This window comes from Comamonas sp. C24C (assembly GCF_053345995.1).
Genome location: NZ_JBKFBC010000005.1, coordinates 357,584 through 373,444, shown reverse-complemented (window position 1 = coordinate 373,444; position 15,861 = coordinate 357,584). Strand labels below are relative to the sequence as shown.

At 60.7% G+C, this 15,861-nt stretch carries 17 protein-coding genes; 4 read left to right on the top strand and 13 right to left on the bottom strand.

The features are described 5' to 3' along the window. The 3 genes from ACLBXN_RS12355 to ACLBXN_RS12345 all read right to left on the bottom strand — a co-directional run. Window positions 1-335: SDR family oxidoreductase (locus tag ACLBXN_RS12355; RefSeq protein ID WP_447612310.1), on the bottom strand; the 335-nt coding region annotated here is incomplete at its 3' end. Continuing rightward, the gene (gene rfbB, locus ACLBXN_RS12350) at window positions 332-1,402 is read right to left on the bottom strand and encodes a dTDP-glucose 4,6-dehydratase (RefSeq protein ID WP_447612309.1); all 1,071 of its coding nucleotides are present in this window, start codon (window positions 1,400-1,402) and stop codon (window positions 332-334) included. The genes ACLBXN_RS12355 and rfbB, both read right to left, overlap by 4 nt. Before the next feature lie 48 nt (window positions 1,403-1,450). Next, a complete protein-coding gene (locus tag ACLBXN_RS12345) occupies window positions 1,451-2,224 on the bottom strand; it encodes a type III pantothenate kinase (RefSeq protein WP_447612308.1) in 774 nt (257 codons plus the stop codon). 170 nt (window positions 2,225-2,394) lie between these two features. Between ACLBXN_RS12345 and lysM the strand changes: the two genes are divergently transcribed. Both lysM and galE read left to right on the top strand, forming a co-directional pair. Then, on the top strand, window positions 2,395-2,865 hold the full coding sequence (lysM, locus tag ACLBXN_RS12340; protein ID WP_447612307.1) for a peptidoglycan-binding protein LysM: 471 nt from the start codon (window positions 2,395-2,397) through the stop codon (window positions 2,863-2,865). A gap of 82 nt (window positions 2,866-2,947) precedes the next feature. Further along, complete coding sequence (galE, locus tag ACLBXN_RS12335) at window positions 2,948-3,958, top strand: UDP-glucose 4-epimerase GalE (protein WP_447612306.1); 1,011 nt, start codon at window positions 2,948-2,950, stop codon at window positions 3,956-3,958. 24 nt (window positions 3,959-3,982) lie between these two features. Here the strand turns inward: galE and ACLBXN_RS12330 are convergent, their stop codons facing one another. The 10 genes from ACLBXN_RS12330 to ACLBXN_RS12285 all read right to left on the bottom strand — a co-directional run bounded on the left by ACLBXN_RS12330 (window position 3,983) and on the right by ACLBXN_RS12285 (window position 13,138). Next, the gene (locus ACLBXN_RS12330) at window positions 3,983-4,399 is read right to left on the bottom strand and encodes a rhodanese-like domain-containing protein (protein ID WP_003050996.1); all 417 of its coding nucleotides are present in this window, start codon (window positions 4,397-4,399) and stop codon (window positions 3,983-3,985) included. A 26-nt stretch (window positions 4,400-4,425) separates the two neighbouring features. Further along, complete coding sequence (locus tag ACLBXN_RS12325; protein WP_447612305.1) at window positions 4,426-5,409, bottom strand: M48 family metallopeptidase; 984 nt, start codon at window positions 5,407-5,409, stop codon at window positions 4,426-4,428. Between the two features lie 13 nt (window positions 5,410-5,422). Further along, window positions 5,423-6,163 carry a lysophospholipid acyltransferase family protein gene (locus ACLBXN_RS12320; protein ID WP_447612304.1) on the bottom strand — a complete coding sequence of 247 codons (741 nt, stop codon included), beginning with the start codon at window positions 6,161-6,163 and terminating at the stop codon, window positions 5,423-5,425. 131 nt (window positions 6,164-6,294) lie between these two features. Continuing rightward, entirely contained in the window at window positions 6,295-6,882 is a 588-nt protein-coding gene (locus ACLBXN_RS12315; protein ID WP_343677221.1) for an HAD-IIIA family hydrolase, read from the bottom strand. 78 nt (window positions 6,883-6,960) lie between these two features. Next, window positions 6,961-8,184 (bottom strand): beta-ketoacyl-ACP synthase I, encoded by a 1,224-nt coding sequence (gene fabB / locus ACLBXN_RS12310; protein WP_114863304.1) that lies wholly within the window; start codon window positions 8,182-8,184, stop codon window positions 6,961-6,963. Continuing rightward, entirely contained in the window at window positions 8,181-8,705 is a 525-nt protein-coding gene (gene fabA, locus ACLBXN_RS12305; protein WP_003050986.1) for a 3-hydroxyacyl-[acyl-carrier-protein] dehydratase FabA, read from the bottom strand. The genes fabB and fabA overlap by 4 nt, the downstream gene beginning before the upstream one ends. Window positions 8,706-8,923: 218 nt before the next feature. Continuing rightward, window positions 8,924-10,513, bottom strand: coding sequence for an apolipoprotein N-acyltransferase (gene lnt / locus ACLBXN_RS12300; RefSeq protein ID WP_447612317.1), 1,590 nt, complete (start codon window positions 10,511-10,513; stop codon window positions 8,924-8,926). Window positions 10,514-10,719: 206 nt separating this feature from the next. Further along, on the bottom strand, window positions 10,720-11,601 hold the full coding sequence (locus tag ACLBXN_RS12295; protein ID WP_003050982.1) for an HlyC/CorC family transporter: 882 nt from the start codon (window positions 11,599-11,601) through the stop codon (window positions 10,720-10,722). A 188-nt stretch (window positions 11,602-11,789) separates the two neighbouring features. Further along, window positions 11,790-12,512: a GNAT family N-acetyltransferase gene (locus tag ACLBXN_RS12290; protein WP_019044035.1), complete on the bottom strand. Its 723-nt coding sequence runs from the start codon at window positions 12,510-12,512 to the stop codon at window positions 11,790-11,792. Window positions 12,513-12,655: 143 nt separating this feature from the next. Beyond that, window positions 12,656-13,138, bottom strand: a complete 483-nt coding sequence (locus ACLBXN_RS12285) for an Lrp/AsnC family transcriptional regulator (protein ID WP_003050977.1) — start codon at window positions 13,136-13,138, stop codon at window positions 12,656-12,658. 219 nt (window positions 13,139-13,357) lie between these two features. Here ACLBXN_RS12285 and hppD point away from each other — a divergent pair, with 219 nt between their 5' ends. Beyond that, window positions 13,358-14,479, top strand: a complete 1,122-nt coding sequence (hppD, locus tag ACLBXN_RS12280; protein ID WP_407714342.1) for a 4-hydroxyphenylpyruvate dioxygenase — start codon at window positions 13,358-13,360, stop codon at window positions 14,477-14,479. Window positions 14,480-14,777: 298 nt separating this feature from the next. Then, window positions 14,778-15,812: a Bug family tripartite tricarboxylate transporter substrate binding protein gene (locus tag ACLBXN_RS12275; RefSeq protein WP_211457176.1), complete on the top strand. Its 1,035-nt coding sequence runs from the start codon at window positions 14,778-14,780 to the stop codon at window positions 15,810-15,812. The last annotated feature ends 49 nt before the right edge of the window (window positions 15,813-15,861 follow it).

Here is a 15,861-nt window from a genome sequence, read left to right as displayed (position 1 = left end):
GCCGCACTGCCGGAGCCATCAAAGACATAGTCGGTGCTGTAGTGCACCAGCAAGGCGCCCAGGCTTTTGGCTTCCTGTGCCATGACTTCGGGAGCTTCGGCGTTCAGGCGCAGGGCCAGATCCGGCTCGCTCTCGGCCTTGTCCACCGCGGTATGCGCTGCGGCATTGACGATCACATCCGGGCGCACACTGCGAATGGTATTCGCTAACGCCGACAGATCACTGATATCGCCACCGGTCTGCCGGTCCAGCGCAATCACCTCACCCAGAGGGGCAAGACTGCGCTGCAGCTCCCAGCCGACCTGACCGTTCTTGCCCAGCAGCAGCAGCTTCATTCCGAAGCCTCGCTGGTGTACTGCTTTTGCACCCAGTCGCGGTAGGCGCCCGACTGCACATTGGCCACCCACTCGGGGTTGGCCAGATACCACTGCACGGTCTTGCGGATGCCGGTCTCGAAAGTCTCGGCAGGCTTCCAGCCCAGCTCACGTTCCAGCTTGCGTGCATCGATCGCATAGCGGCGATCATGGCCGGGACGGTCGGTCACATAGGTAATCTGCTCGGCATAGGTCTTGCCGTCGGCGCGCGGGCGCAGCTCATCGAGCAGGCTGCACACGGTCTTGACGATATCGATATTGGCCTTCTCGTTCCAGCCGCCCACGTTATAGGTCTCGCCCAGCTGGCCGGCCTCAAGCACACGGCGGATGGCGCTGCAATGGTCTCGCACATACAGCCAGTCACGCACCTGCATGCCGTCACCGTAGATGGGCAGCGGCTTGCCTGCCAGCGCATTGACAATGACCAGCGGGATCAGCTTTTCGGGGAAGTGCAGCGGGCCGTAGTTGTTGCTGCAATTGGTCGTCAGCACCGGCAGTCCATAGGTGTGATGCCAGGCCCGCACCAGATGGTCGGAAGCCGCCTTGCTGGCCGAGTACGGGCTGTTGGGCTCGTAATTGTGCTCTTCGGTAAACGCAGGGTCCGTGGGCGCCAGCGTTCCATAGACCTCGTCGGTGGAGACATGCAGAAAACGGAAGCCGGCCTTGGCCTCACCTTCCAGGCCATTCCAATAGGCGCGCACCGCTTCCAGCAGGCGGAAAGTGCCCACCACATTGGTCTGGATGAAATCCTCGGGGCCGTGAATGGAGCGATCCACATGCGACTCGGCCGCAAAGTTCACCACGGCGCGAGGCTGGTGCTGCTCCAGCAATTGCGCAAGCTTTGCGCTATCGCCGATATCGGCCTGCACAAACACATGACGGGCATCGCCCTTCAAGCTGGCCAGATTCTCCAGATTGCCCGCATAGGTCAGCTTGTCGATATTGACCACGGGCTCGTTCACATGCGCCAGCCAGTCGAGAACAAAGTTGGCGCCGATAAAGCCTGCACCGCCAGTTACAAAAATCATGGAAACAGCCTCAAATCAAAATTCGAATCATCGCAGGTAGCAATGCACTCAAGCCCAGCGCTTTTCAGCCATTACCAGCAGGCCATCAAAGATCAGGTTGTTGATCAGCTCAAAAGGTCGGGTCATGCTGGGAGACATTTTCCAGCCAGCACCACCCGCCATGATGCACATAGGCTCTGCGCCGCAGTGTTCTGCCAGATGCTGGTACATGCGCTCCACGGCACCTGCAATCGCATAAGTGCCACCGCTGGTCAGCGCATCGCTAGTGTTCTTGGGAAAGCATCGGACTTCACCGGTAGGCACATGCAGGCCCGCAGTACCACCTTCCAGGGCCCTGAGCATGATGCCATGCCCAGGAATGATCAGGCCGCCCAGAAAATGGCCTTGCGCGTCCATGGCATCGACCGTCACTGCGGTGCCTACCATAACCGTGATCAAGGGCTTGGCCTCTCCCAATTGCAACATGTGGTGACGCGCACCAATCATTGCCACCCAGCGATCCGCCCCCAGCCTGGAGGGATGGTCGTAGCCATTGGTCACGCCAGCTTCTGCAACGGAAGGAACCACCCACTGAGGCTCGAGATTCCAGCCCAGCATGAGCTCGATCTGCTCGTGCACCCTGCGCCTTGCCGTCTCGCCGGCAACCACACAGCCCAGCATGCGCTCTGGAGCCGGCAGCCCCGCCCAGGCACCTTCTGCCAGACGCTCTATATGCTCCAGGAACTCCGCACCATGGGCCAGCAAGGCAGCACCTGGGCGATGATCTTCGTACATGGCCCACTTCAAACGGGTGTTGCCAATGTCTATGGCCAAAAATGTCATGCGGCGGATTATCAGCACTTTTCTCTGTGACAGGCAGCCGCTTGTCACATTCATTACAAGCGGGCAGGAAATTGTCAAAGAAAGCGCTCAGTCCATATCCTGCAAGGAATCATTTCGATTTCCCGTTAAAGTGGACCGCTTTCTTCCACTACTTTTGAGGAGTCGAAACCATGGGTCTGTTCAGTTTCATCAAGGAAGCCGGAGAAAAACTGTTTGGCGGAAGCGACGCACATGCGGCTGCCCCGGCCGAAGACTTGAATTCCAAGGCGGCTCAAGCGATCGCCAGCTATATCAATACCCAGAATCTTGGCGTATCCGACCTGCAGGTTCAGTTCGATGGCTCTCAAGGCAAGGTGACGGTCAACGGGACCGCCCCCACTCAGGCCATCAAGGAAAAAGTGACGTTGTGCTGCGGCAATGTGGCCAATGTTCAATCCGTGGACAACCTGATGACGGTTACCAACCCCGAGCCAGAAGCCCAGTACCACGATGTGGTGCGTGGCGACACGCTGTCGGCCATCTCCAAGAAGTACTATGGCGACGCCAACAAGTACAACGTGATTTTTGAAGCCAACAAGCCCATGCTCAGCAATCCGGACAGGATTTATCCGGGCCAGAAGCTGCGCATTCCGGCGCTTTAAGTCCTGCTCTAACAATACGGTTACATATGAAAGCGCTCGGATGAGCGCTTTTTTCATTGACGCAAAAGCTAGACTGCCGTTTATGAAAACTCTGCTCACAGGTGGCGCCGGCTATATCGGCAGCCATACCGCCATCGAACTGATAGGCCGGGGCCATGAAGTTGTGATTTTTGACAACTTCAGCAACAGCCATCCCGAAGCCATCCATCGTGTGGAGAAAATCACGGGACACACCATTGCGGTCATCCATGGCGATGTACGAGATCAGGCGGCACTCGAGCAGGCATTGCGGGAGCATGGCATTGACAGTGTTATGCACTTTGCCGGCAAGAAGGCCGTGGGCGAATCCTCAACACACCCGCTCGACTACTACGACAACAACGTCAATGGAACCCTGGTCCTACTGCGCGCGATGCAAAGTCTGGCAATACACAAGCTTGTCTTCAGCTCGTCTGCCACCGTCTATGGGACACCCCAATACCTGCCCTATGACGAAAAACACCCCACGGCAGCCATGAATCCCTATGGGCGGACCAAGCTCATGGCCGAGGAAATCCTCGCCGACCTGGCGCACTCGGACTCCAAATGGAGCATGGCTGTGCTGCGCTATTTCAACCCCATCGGAGCGCACCCAAGTGGCTTGATCGGTGAAGACCCCGCAGATATTCCCAACAATCTACTGCCCTACATCGCACAGGTTGCAGTGGGCAGAAGAGATAAGTTGCAGATTTTTGGCGGCAACTACAACACACCGGACGGCACGGGAGTGCGCGACTATCTGCATGTCGTGGATCTTGCCCGCGGACATGTCAAGGCCCTGGAAAAGCTTGAGCCCGGCGTCATGACCTTCAACTTGGGCACCGGCAAGGGCTTTAGCGTGCTCGACGTTCTGCACGCCTTCGAGAAGGCCTGCGGCAAGGCCATTCCATACGCCGTCACTGGGCGACGCCCCGGCGACCTGCCAAGCTATTACGCCGACCCCGAACACGCCCTCAAAACCCTGGGCTGGCAAGCCGAGCATGATCTGGACACCATGTGCGCCGACACATGGCGCTGGCAAAGCCAGAACCCCAATGGCTACCGGCCGAACTAGAAGCAGCGGCCCAAGCCCTGCGTCTTACTGATGCCAGGGCAGGCCGCGCTTGCGCCAGCCTCCGAGCCGGCCGCGCTGGCCACTGGCATCCACATCGCCTTCGAAACCCTCAAGAATGTTGTAGGCCTCGATCCCCAGACCGGCTGCGCGCTGGGCCGCTGCCACAGAGCGCACTCCGCTGCGGCACAGCAGCACCACTTTCCGGCCCTCGGGGACTGCAGCTCGCAGTTCAGCATCAAAGTTCGGGTTGGCGGCCATGCCTGGCCATTGTTTCCAGGCCACGGCGACAGCGCCCGGCACCTTGCCCACCCACTCACGCTCGGCATCGGTACGCACATCGACCAGCACCGCCTCGCCAGCCTGCAGCCATTGCCAGGCCAGCTCTGGCGGCACATCGCCCGCATAGCCGGCTGCGGGTTGAATCGGGGTGGTATTGCTCATTTCATTCCTTGTCTTGGTCGTTGCCTCTATTCCCAGGCGGGCAGAGGCCTGTCTCTCAATGCTCTGCGCAACTGCTTCCAGTCGGGCAGAACCTGTGCCACCACCGCCCAGAACTGGGGGCTGTGGTCCATGTGGTGCAGATGTGCGAGCTCATGCACCACCACATAGTCGATGATTTGCGGGCTGTGCTGCATCAGCCGCCAGTTCAGACGAATGATCCCGCTGCTATTGGCGCTGCCCCAGCGCGTGCTGGCGCTCGTCAGGCGCAGCGCATTCCAGCGCACGTCCATGGTGGCCGCATGGTGCAGCATACGAGCCGTGAAATAGCTGCGCGCCTCGCGCAGTATCCAGGCCTGAACGGCTGCGCGCACCTGGGCCGCCGGCGCCTGCACCGGCAAAGGCAGATGCAGGCTTTGCGATCCATCGGCCCCCTGCTCTCGATGCGTCTGGCGAGTCGCCAACAGAGGGGATGCCCCTCCTGTCAGCCGCAAGATCATGGGCTGCCCCAGATAGTCCAGCACGCCCCCGTCCTGCCAGAGAATGCGTGCTTCCTGCTTGATCTGCTGTCGCTGGCCTGCTTCCTGCAGCTTGCGCACGATCCAGCCGGCCTTGGTCTGCAGCGCTGATTCGATCTCGGGCATGGCCACCCATTGCGGAGCGGTGACTTCAAGACCTTGCTGCCCTACGCTGAAGCCTATGCTGCGGCGCGCCGAACGGCGCAGCAGATAAGCCACCTCACGCCCCTGCAACCTGGCGCTGTGGCTGGCTTCCGGATGTACGAGGAAGGTGGCGGCCTCGTTTTCCTCTAAATCAATAGCATCCACCGCAATTCCGGCAAGCGTTTCGATCCGATTTCTCTCAAATTCCAGCTCGGCTTGCTCCGAACGCTGTGCGGTGGCCTCAGGGCCGGTGGGTCGGCGCCTGCGGGGCATCAACCCGCCCCGCCCATCCTCCACCACAGGCGGCACCAGCCATTGCCAAGCTTGCTGCAAGCTATCGCCTGTGGACATGGGCAGTTTTGCGTTATTTACGATAAGCCTCAGGGTCCAGGCGCTGCATTTCGGACTCTATCCAGGCCTCGACTTCGGCCATCAATTCATCATGCTTGCGACCCACTGAAGCAATGGGCTTGCCGATGGACACATCCACCACGCCAGGCTTTTTGATGAAGGCCTTGCGCGGCCAGCACTTGGCCGAGGTAACGGCAATCGGCACCACGGGTGCGCCCGTCATGATGGCCAGACGGGTGGCGCCGGTCTTGTACTCTCCCACTTCGCCACGATTGACACGTGTACCTTCGGGAAACATGATGACCCATATGCCTTGATCGAGCAGGCGCTTGCCCTGCTCCACCACCTTGTGAAAGGCGCGCGAACGCTGGGCCCGGTCAATGTGAATCATGTCCAGCGCACCAATGGACCAACCAAAGAACGGCACCTTCAGCAACTCCTTCTTGAACACATAGGCCAGCGGGCGCGGCATGATGGCAGGCATGAGAAAGGTCTCGTAAGTGGACTGGTGCTTGACCAGCAGCACCACCCCCTGATTCGGGTCCGTAGGCAGGTTCTCCATGCCCTGCACCTGATACCGGACTCCCATGATCACACGGGCGCTGTCCACCGAGAGCTTGAGCCAGGCGCGGGCGGCGCGGTATGCCTTGGCCGACGAGCCGCTGGTCCACTTGGCCAGCAGCACAGCGAAAGTGTAGGGAATGACGGTAATGGCCATCCACAGCATGTGGAGGACAGAGCGAATCAGGGACATGACAGCAATCGAAGAACGTGAGCGCAGACCTGAGGCCTGGCCCATTGATTTGGCACGGTTATCGACAAGAAACATAGCAGCTTGCGCTGCTCTTTCAAGCAGTTGAGTCTATTTTGACCTGAAACCCGAACTCAATGCGGGGCAGGCGCCGAATCCAGGGGCTGAGCATCCTCATCCCCCCCAAGCGGCAGCAGCCTATTCACCACGGCCTCCAGATCGGGGTAGCGCTCGCTGCCTTCGGGAAGATCGGCATCGCTGCTGCACTCGGGCCTGGCAGTGGACTCCACAAACACCAGATGGGCCCCCAGGGCCTGACCCGCCTGCAAATGCTCGACACCGCTGCCAATGGCCCAGATCTCGTGGCCTTCCGCACCGTAGCGGTCGGCAATCTGCTCGAACAGCGCTGCGCCGGGTTTGCGGCACTGGCATTCTTCATCGGGAGCATGCGGGCAAAAAAACACGGCCTCCACCCGGGCGCCGACGGCAGCCATCTCCCGGTGCATCTTGGCATGCACGGCATTGAGCTCGATCACATCGAACAGTCCGCGGCCCAGCCCCGGCTGATTGGTGGCGACCACCACATGCCAGCCGGCACGGTTCAGGCGCGAAACAGCCTCCAGAGCGCTGGGGACTGCAACCCATTCATCGGGCCGTCCAATGAAGCCTTGGGCACCCCATTGGTTCAGGGTGCCATCACGGTCAAGAATTGCGATCTTCATGAGAGAGACGGTAGTCGATGACAGAAAAAAGCCCGCTTACCTAAAGGCCAAGCGGGCTTGCGATCCAAGGATGCCAGCTTACTGTCCTTCCCAGCGCTTGAGCACCAGGGAGGCATTGGTACCGCCAAAGCCAAAGCTGTTGGACAGCACGGTCTTGAGCTCGGCATCGCGGGTCTGGGTCACCAGAGGCATATCGCCCAGCAGCGGATCGGGTGTGTCCACGTTCACGGACCCTGCGATAAAGCCCTTGTTCAGCATGATCAGGCAGTAAATCGCCTCTTGCACACCGGTCGCGCCCAGCGAGTGGCCGGTCAGTGACTTGGTGGACGAGAACGCAGGCACCTGGTCACCGAACAGCTCGCGCATGGCGCGCACTTCCTGCATATCGCCCACAGGGGTCGATGTGCCGTGGGTGTTGATGTAGTCGATGGGCGCATCCACGGTTTCCATGGCCTGCTTCATGCAGGCGATGGCGCCGTCGCCCGAGGGAGCGACCATGTCCTCGCCATCGCTGGTGGCACCAAAGCCCACCACTTCGGCCAGGATGTTGGCACCGCGTGCCAGCGCATGGTCCAGGCTTTCGAGCACCACCGCACCGCCGCCGCCGGCGATCACGAAACCGTCGCGGTTGGCATCGTAGGCACGTGAGGCTTTCTCGGGTGTCTCGTTGTACTTGCTGGACATGGCACCCATGCCGTCAAACAGCAGCGACATGCCCCAGGACAGCTCTTCGCCGCCGCCGGCAAACATCACATCCTGCATGCCCCAGGCGATCTGCTGGGCCGCAGCCCCGATGCAGTGGGCCGAGGTGGAGCAGGCCGAGGTGATGGAGTAGTTGATGCCCTTGACCTTGAAGTTGGTTGCCAGGCAGGCCGACACCGTGGAGCTCATGCAGCGTGTGACCTGGTAAGGGCCCACACGGCGGATGCCTTTTTCACGCAGCGTATCGGCTGCCTCGATCTGATTGGCCGGCGAGCCGCCGCCCGAGCCCATGATCAGACCGGTGCGCGGGTTGCTCACCTGTTCGGGCGTGAGACCGGCTTGCTTGATCGCGTCTTCGAGAGCGATCTGCGAATAAGCTGCAGCATCGCCCATGAAGCGCAGCTGCTTGCGGTCGATGCGCGCCTCGATATCGATCTCGGGAATGCCTGCCACCTGCGAGCGCATGCCCAGCTCCGTGAACTGGGGCATGGCCTTGATACCGCTCTTGCCCTCGCGCAGCGAGGCCTCCACGGTTGCCAGGTCATTTCCGATGCACGAGACAATGCCCGCGCCGGTGATCACTACCCGCTTCTTGCTCATGCTGCCGTTCCCTTGGCATCACCTTCACGCAGGAACAGACCCACGCGCAGGTCATTGGCCACGTAAATTTCCTTACCGTCGGCCAGCAGGCGTGCGTCGCCGATGGCCATGTTCAGCTTGCGCTTGATCACTCGCTTGATATCAATTTCATATGTCACGAGTTTGACATCGGGGCCCACTTCGCCGGTGAACTTGACTTCACCGGCACCCAGGGCGCGACCACGACCCGGCAGGCGCAACCAGGTCAGGTAAAAACCGATCAGTTGCCACATGGCGTCCAGACCCAGGCAGCCGGGCATGACGGGGTCGCCCTGAAAGTGGCAATCAAAGAACCACAGGTCGGGCCTGACGTCCAGTTCCGCAACAATCTTGCCCAGACCGTGGGCACCGCCGTCCTCGGAGATATGTGTGATGCGATCGAACATCAGCATGGGAGGCAGGGGCAGACGTCCGCTATCGGCACCAAACAGCTTGCCTTCGCCGGACGCGATCAGTTGTTCGTAGGAAAAAGATTCAGCCATTCTCTCAATTGCTCCGCGGCAGCCTGTGCAAGCTACCTGTTACTCTATATTTGGGTGACGGGACCCGCGCCCGCTGCGCGCGCCCACTCAGGGCGGTACAACCGGGGATTATCAAGGCTCGCAGCCCTACCCGGGACACAATACCCGTTTTCAGGCCCAAGACTCTGCCACAAATGCCACAGCCGCTGCTGTCAACGTGGCTTATTCCGTGCGCGTCACTACGCCTTCCCTGGTCTTTTCGATGATCGCCAAGCCAGCGCGCAAAGCGCCAGGCACAGCAGCGTCAGAGGCAGCAGGCCCAGGGCATGTACCCAGCGGGCATAAGGCGTCAGGCCGTCGCGCCCCTGAACCCGGCCCTGCAATACCGCGCGTTCGAACGGTGCCAGTGCTTTCACCACTTGTCCTCTGTGATCGATCACCACGGTGGCTCCGGTATTCGTCGCACGCAACATGGGGCGCTCGAACTCCAGCGCACGCATGCGGCTGATGGACAGATGCTGATCAATGGCCACGGAGTCCCCAAACCAGCCGATATTGCTCAGATTAACCAGCACCGTGGGTGCCGTCGCCGCATTGCCGAAATGGGCCGCCAGCTCTTCGCCGAACAAATCCTCGTAGCAGATATTGGGCGACAGGCGCTCGCCTGCCCAGCTCATGGAAGGCTGGCCCAGTGCGCCGCGATTGAAGTCGCCCAGCGGAATATTCATGAGTTCCGTGAACCAGCGGAACATGGGCGGAATGAACTCGCCGAACGGCACCAGGTGATGCTTGTCGTACTGATAGGCCTGGGTCTGTCCGGGCAGCCAGCCTTCGACCGTATTGGTAAAGCCCTTGTCCCAGTTGCCCAGTGGCAGCCCCACCAGGGCCGCGCGGTTGGAGTCCTTGGCGACAAAAGGTGCACGCACAAAATCCAGATAGCCCTCGGGAAGCTGCTGAGGCAACAGCGGAATGGCGGTCTCGGGCGCCACCACCAACTGAGCACTGGCGTCATGCAGCTGCTGGGCATACCAGCGCAGTGCGACCACCACGCCCGAGCCCAGCTCGAACTTCTCATCCTGGGGAATATTGCCCTGCAGAAGCTCCACGCTCATGCCGGGCTGCTGGCCGGGCGCGGCAACGGCGCTGTCGCGCGACCACCAAAGTCCGCCCCATACCAGGCCCAGGGCCAGTGCGGATGCCAGGGCTGGCACGAAACTCAGCACCACACCCCTGGTCTGGGCGCGCCAGACCAGCAGCGCCAACCAGGCCGCAGCCCAGGCCGCGACAAACCCGGTGCCGTAGACGCCTATCCAGCGCGGCAGCATGGACAGCGGACCCTCCACATGGGCATAGCCTCCGGCTCCCCAGGGGAAACCGGTCCAGAGCCAGCCGCGCGCGAGTTCGGCCAGTGTCCACAGTGCCGCAAAAACCAGGGTAGATAGCGCGGCCGGGACCTGCGCCAGACGCTTGAAACACCATGCAGCCACGGCGTAATAGCCACCCAGAAAGCCCGCCAGCGCCAGCACGGCAGCCACGGCCAGTGGCGCAGCCAATCCGCCATAGGTGTGCATGGAGATGAACAGCCACCAGAAGGTAGCCACAAGCCATGCCGTGCCAAACAACCAGGCCCGGCCTGCCGCCTGCGCCGCGGAGCGGGCAGCCAGCAGCGCATGAACCAGCAACGCCAGCGACAGAATCTGCAGCCACCACAGCGGACGACCATAGCCTCCGACCAGGCTCAACCAGCCGTCGGCCTGACCGCGAGCCCAGGGCCAGGCCAGCGAAAGAGCCTGCAAGCCGCCTGCAAGGACTAGCAACAGCATGCTCATCCAGCCATGAGGCCTGGCAGCAGCAGTCTGAACGGTGGGGGCAGAGGTGGTCATAGGAATCGGCTGGCAAGAGCAAAACACCCAACCGGGTGGTTGGGTGAATTCAAGCATACGAGGTATGGCCAGGACTTGTGCAAACCAAGGGGTACAACCGGTATTTCCACCGGCATCACACCAGGCCTGACCCGGATTTGCGCAAGTCGCGATCAGTTGCGAACAAGGCTGTCCGGCGAAGGATCGCGCACCACCTTGAACCAGCGCACCGCGCCGCCCTTGGTGTGGAGCACGGTGAACTCCAGCCCGCCAAGGTGAACCTGCTCGCCGCGCTTGGGCATATGACCGATCTCGTGGGCGATCAATCCACCAATCGTGTCGAACTCGGCATCGGGGTCGCTGGCATGCAGCGCAGTCTCGAACTCCTCGCTCACATGCTCGATGCTGGCATCGCCCGCGACGCGATAGCTGTTGTCGGCCAGGGCAAAGATATCGCCCTCATCCTCGGGGATATCGAACTCGTCCTCGATCTCGCCGACGATTTCTTCCAGCACATCCTCAATCGTCACCAAGCCGGCCACACGACCAAACTCGTCGATGACCACCGCCAGATGGTTGCGATTGGCGCGGAACTCGCGCAGCAGATCGTTGAGGCCCTTGCTCTCGGGCACGAAGACGGCGGGCCGCACCAGAGCACGAATATTCAGGGTGGGAGAACGCTGCAACTTGAGCAAATCCTTGGCCATGAGAATGCCAATGATGTTCTCGCGCTCGCCCTGGTAGACCGGAAAGCGCGAATGCGCCGTGGTGAGAACCTGGTGCAGGATTTCTTCGTACGGAGCGTCGATATTGATGAGATCCATGCGTGGCGCGGCCACCATGACTTCTCCGGCGCTCATGTCGGCCATGCGAATCACGCGTTCCAGCATGACGCGGGACTCGGTGCCGATGACCTGGTTGTCTTCGGCTTCGGCCAGGGTTTCGATCAGTTCATCGGGAGATTCCGGTGCCGGATGAATGAACTCAGCCACCTTTTGCAGGAAGCTTCGCTTGTCTTCCTTCTCGGGAAGTCGCGCAGGATGGGGGTCAGACACTGTCTTGGAGTGCAGGACGTGCGGTAGTCAAACAAGTCTCCAAGAATAACGGATTGTGTTGACGGACGGCTTGCTAGCTCACAAAAGCCATGACCAGCTGTCACCGAGGGCACTCGGTAAAAGCTATTTTGATAGCTGCTTGCACTTGTCTTTATTGGGCTGCAGCATTGCCAGCTTCACAAGCCGACTTACTCGCCTGATTTATGGCGGCCTTCCTGCACACCCTTGCGCACTTCCTGCACACCGGCCAGAAAAGTCCAGAAATTGACGGCCTGCTTCTTGAGCTGATAGTCCATCTCGCCCAGATGCTCGGTCACCAGGTCGCTGACATGGGTCTCGAAGTCGGCAGGCGGCAGCTCCAGATAGGCTTCGGATTCCGAGCCTTCTCGCTTGACGGTGGCACCCGCGTTGCGCGCAATCTTGAGCATGGCCGTGTTCTCGGACAGCGCATGGATGAACATCATGCTCACGTTCTTGCTGCGCGCATGCAGCACTGCACGCGCAAACAGACGTGCACCCAGCCCCTTGCCGCGTGCACTCTTGAGCACGGAGACGCCGAACTCCGCGCATTTCTCATGCTCGGGGTGGCCGGCAAAGGCCAGATGCGCCATGGAGATCAATTCCAGACGGCGGTTGAAGATGCCGAAGATGTCATCGCGCTCGAAATCGAGCTGCTCGACATAGCGACGCACCTGTTCGTCATTGGCCGCATAGCCAAAGCGCAGATAGCGATCACGCGCATCCAGCTTGAGCAGATGCTTGATGATGCGGTCGCGATGGCGCGGACTCAGCGAACGGATGGGGACCAAGGACGGCGAGCGACGCTCGGCGCCATGGGACTTGCCCATGTCTCGCAGCCAGCCGGAGCCAGCCTGCCAGGGCGATGTCAACCAGTCTTTGGGGAGGTTCATAGCCTGAAATATAGGTAAAAACCCGAATCTTCACAAGCACCATATTGCATTGCAACAATCTTGTAAGGATTTTGCGTTAATTCAACACCTTAGCGTCTATTTCCGGCTAAGCCATGGTCCATATGAAGGACCTCCGCGGAGGCTTAGAGCGGCACGGCCGTCGTGACCTTGACCCGGTCCATGACAAAGCTGGTTTTGCAGTCCTGCACGCTGGGGTGTTTGAGCAGCGTGTCCATGATGAAACGACTGTAATGCTGCATGTCCGCCACCACCACCCGCAGCAGATAGTCCATCTCGCCAGTGAGGGAGACACACTCCACCACCTCGGGCCAGGTCTGTACGCTGGCGCGGAACACATCCATGGGATTGCGCTTGCTGGTTTCGGTGTATTTTTCCAGGCGCACATTGATATAGGCCGTCAGACCCAGGCCCACGGTCTCGGGCTGCACCAGTGCTACATAGCGGTCGATGACGCCGTTTTCCTCCAGCCGCTTGACTCGGCGCAGCACGGCGCTGGGCGACAGACCGACCTGCTCCCCGATGACGTCGTAAGTTTCTCGGCCATTGGCCTGCAATCGGCGCAAAATCGCCTTATCCAGTTTGTCGATGGTGTGCATGGGACTCATGGCGGCAGATTATAAAAACAGCGCAGTTTTTATTAATGGTTAACCCTTGATAACCATTTAAATTGCATGAAATCGAATTTTTGCGCAATTTTCATGCACGAGCAGGTTTACTGCCAAGGCATTTTTGCATGAAGCTTGCCAGCTGCCTGTCCTACAGTGAATCCATCGTCGACACCTGTTCTTCATGTGTTGTGCCCCTTCCCGATGGAGACCTCTGCCATGAACGCCCCACTGACCCAAAGCAACGCCAGCCCATTCCAGACCTGGGACAACCCCATGGGAACGGACGGCTTCGAGTTCGTCGAATATGCCGCCCCCGATCCCGTGGCCATGGGTCAGCTGTTCGAACGCATGGGCTTTCAGGCCATCGCCAAGCACCGCCGCAAGAACGTGACCCTTTATCGCCAGGGCGAGATCAACTTCATCATCAATGCCGAGCCCGACAGCTTTGCCCAGCGCTTCGCACGTCTGCACGGCCCCAGCGTCTGTGCCATCGCCGTGCGTGTCAATGATGCCAAGTACGCTTATGAGCGTGCCACCTCGCTGGGTGCCTGGGGCTATGCCCAGCAGGCCGCCCCCGGCGAACTGAGCATTCCCGCCATCAAGGGCATTGGCGACTCCCTGATCTATTTCATCGACAAATGGCGCGGCAAGAATGGCGCCAAGGACGGGGACCTGGGCAATATCAGCTTCTTCGACGTGGACTTCGAACCCCTGCCCGGTGCCGATCTGCACCCCGAGGGCCTGGGCCTGACCTACATCGACCACCTGACCAACAACGTCTACCGCGGCCGTATGGCCGAGCTGGCCGAGTTCTACGAGCGCATCTTCAACTTCCGCGAGATCCGCTATTTCGACATCGAAGGTCAGGCCACAGGCGTCAAGAGCAAGGCCATGACCAGCCCCTGCGGCAAGATCCGCATTCCCATCAACGAGGAAGGCAACGACAAGGCCGGCCAGATCCAGGAATACCTGGACATGTACCACGGCGAAGGCATACAGCACATCGCGCTGGGCTCGACCAATCTCTACGACACCGTGGACGGCCTGCAGATGAACGGCATCAAGCTGCTGAACACCAGCGAGACCTATTACGAGCTGCTGCCCAAGCGCATCCCGGACCTGCAGGAACCCATTCCCGAGCTGCTGGCGCGCAATATCCTGGTGGACGGCCAGCCCGGCGAACTGCTGCTGCAGATCTTCAGCGAAAACCAGCTGGGCCCCATCTTCTTCGAATTCATCCAGCGCAAGGGCAATAGCGGCTTTGGCGAAGGCAATTTCAAGGCCCTGTTCGAGACCATGGAGCTCGACCAGATGCGCCGCGGCGTGCTCAAGACCTGAGCCACGACGGAGTCGACCATGCACCCTCCCGGCCTGCATCTGCCCCTTCCGGCTGCTGGCAGCATGGCCGGCACGGGCTCCGGCGCTACGCCTTTTATCAAAAAGATACCAATGGTTACCACTCCGTCAAACGGACCATGTGGCGACCGGTTTCCGTCCCTATACTTTCCGTCATGCTGCACTGCCGCATTCACGTCTGACGTGGGCCGTCGCAGCCAGCTTCAACGCCCGGAAGGATCAAGTGCCGCGACCACATCAGCTCCCCGCTACAGCCCCAGAGGACTGCAGAACGCCGGGGATGGATGCGCCTGCCGGTACCTCGCACCTTTCCCGCCGTCAGGCCTTGTCGCTGGCGGTGGCATCGGCGACCGCTCTGATCGCCGACAGCGCGCATGCGGCCAGGGATGCGAGCGCCCTGCCGTCGAATTCCAGCCGCAGCCGCAACGAACTCTCCCTGGTCGTACCCTATACAGCGGGCGGCCCGCTGGACCGTGCGGCGCGCAAGCTGACGCAGGAAACCACAGCCCTGGGCAACATCAATGTGCTCAATGTACCGGGCGAAGGGGGCGCCACGGGCGCGGCCATGGTGGCCAGAGCGGGAGCGCGCGAACCCATGCTGCTGATGGGCGCCGTGGCCACACATGCCATCCTGCCCTGGCTCAACCCCCAGCTCCCCTACGATCCGCTGCGCGACTTTCAGCCACTGACACTGGTGGCACGCATGCCCCATGTACTGGTCATGCGCAGCGAACTGGCCATGCAGTGGCGCATCTATACGCCCGAAGATCTGCTGCGCTTCATGTCCAAGCACCGGCAAGCACTGCGCTATGCGTCGGCGGGCAATGGCAGCATCGGCCATATCGCGGGCCAGTGGTTCCAGTCGCTGACCCAGGTGCCGCTGCAGCATCTGCCGTTCGGCGGGGCCAGACCGGCTCTGTCGGCTCTGCTCGAAGGCACGGCCGATCTGATGTTCGACAATATTGCCTCTGCCCTGCCCCATCTGCGCGCAGGCAGACTCAAGGCCATCGGCGTGACCTGGCGCTCGCCGCTGCCGGCTCTGCCGGAGGTTCCCAGCCTGGACGACAGCATCAAGGGCATGAATCTGACCACCTGGTTCGGCCTCTTTGCCACCGCGGGAATTACGGACAGCCAGGCCAGACGCTGGTCGGACGCCTTTGCGCAGACGCTACAAAGACCCGAGGTACAGCAGTACTTCGACGCCATGGGCGTGGTGCGCGACGACCTGCGCCTGCAGGACTTTGCCCGCCTGGTGCAGGCCGAGCACGCCCGTTACGGGCAGCTCGTCAAACGCGCCCAGATACAGATGCACTGAGCCAGCTTCCGGCTCACCACTCCTTTTTCCTGCTGCGCCCGGGCCACGA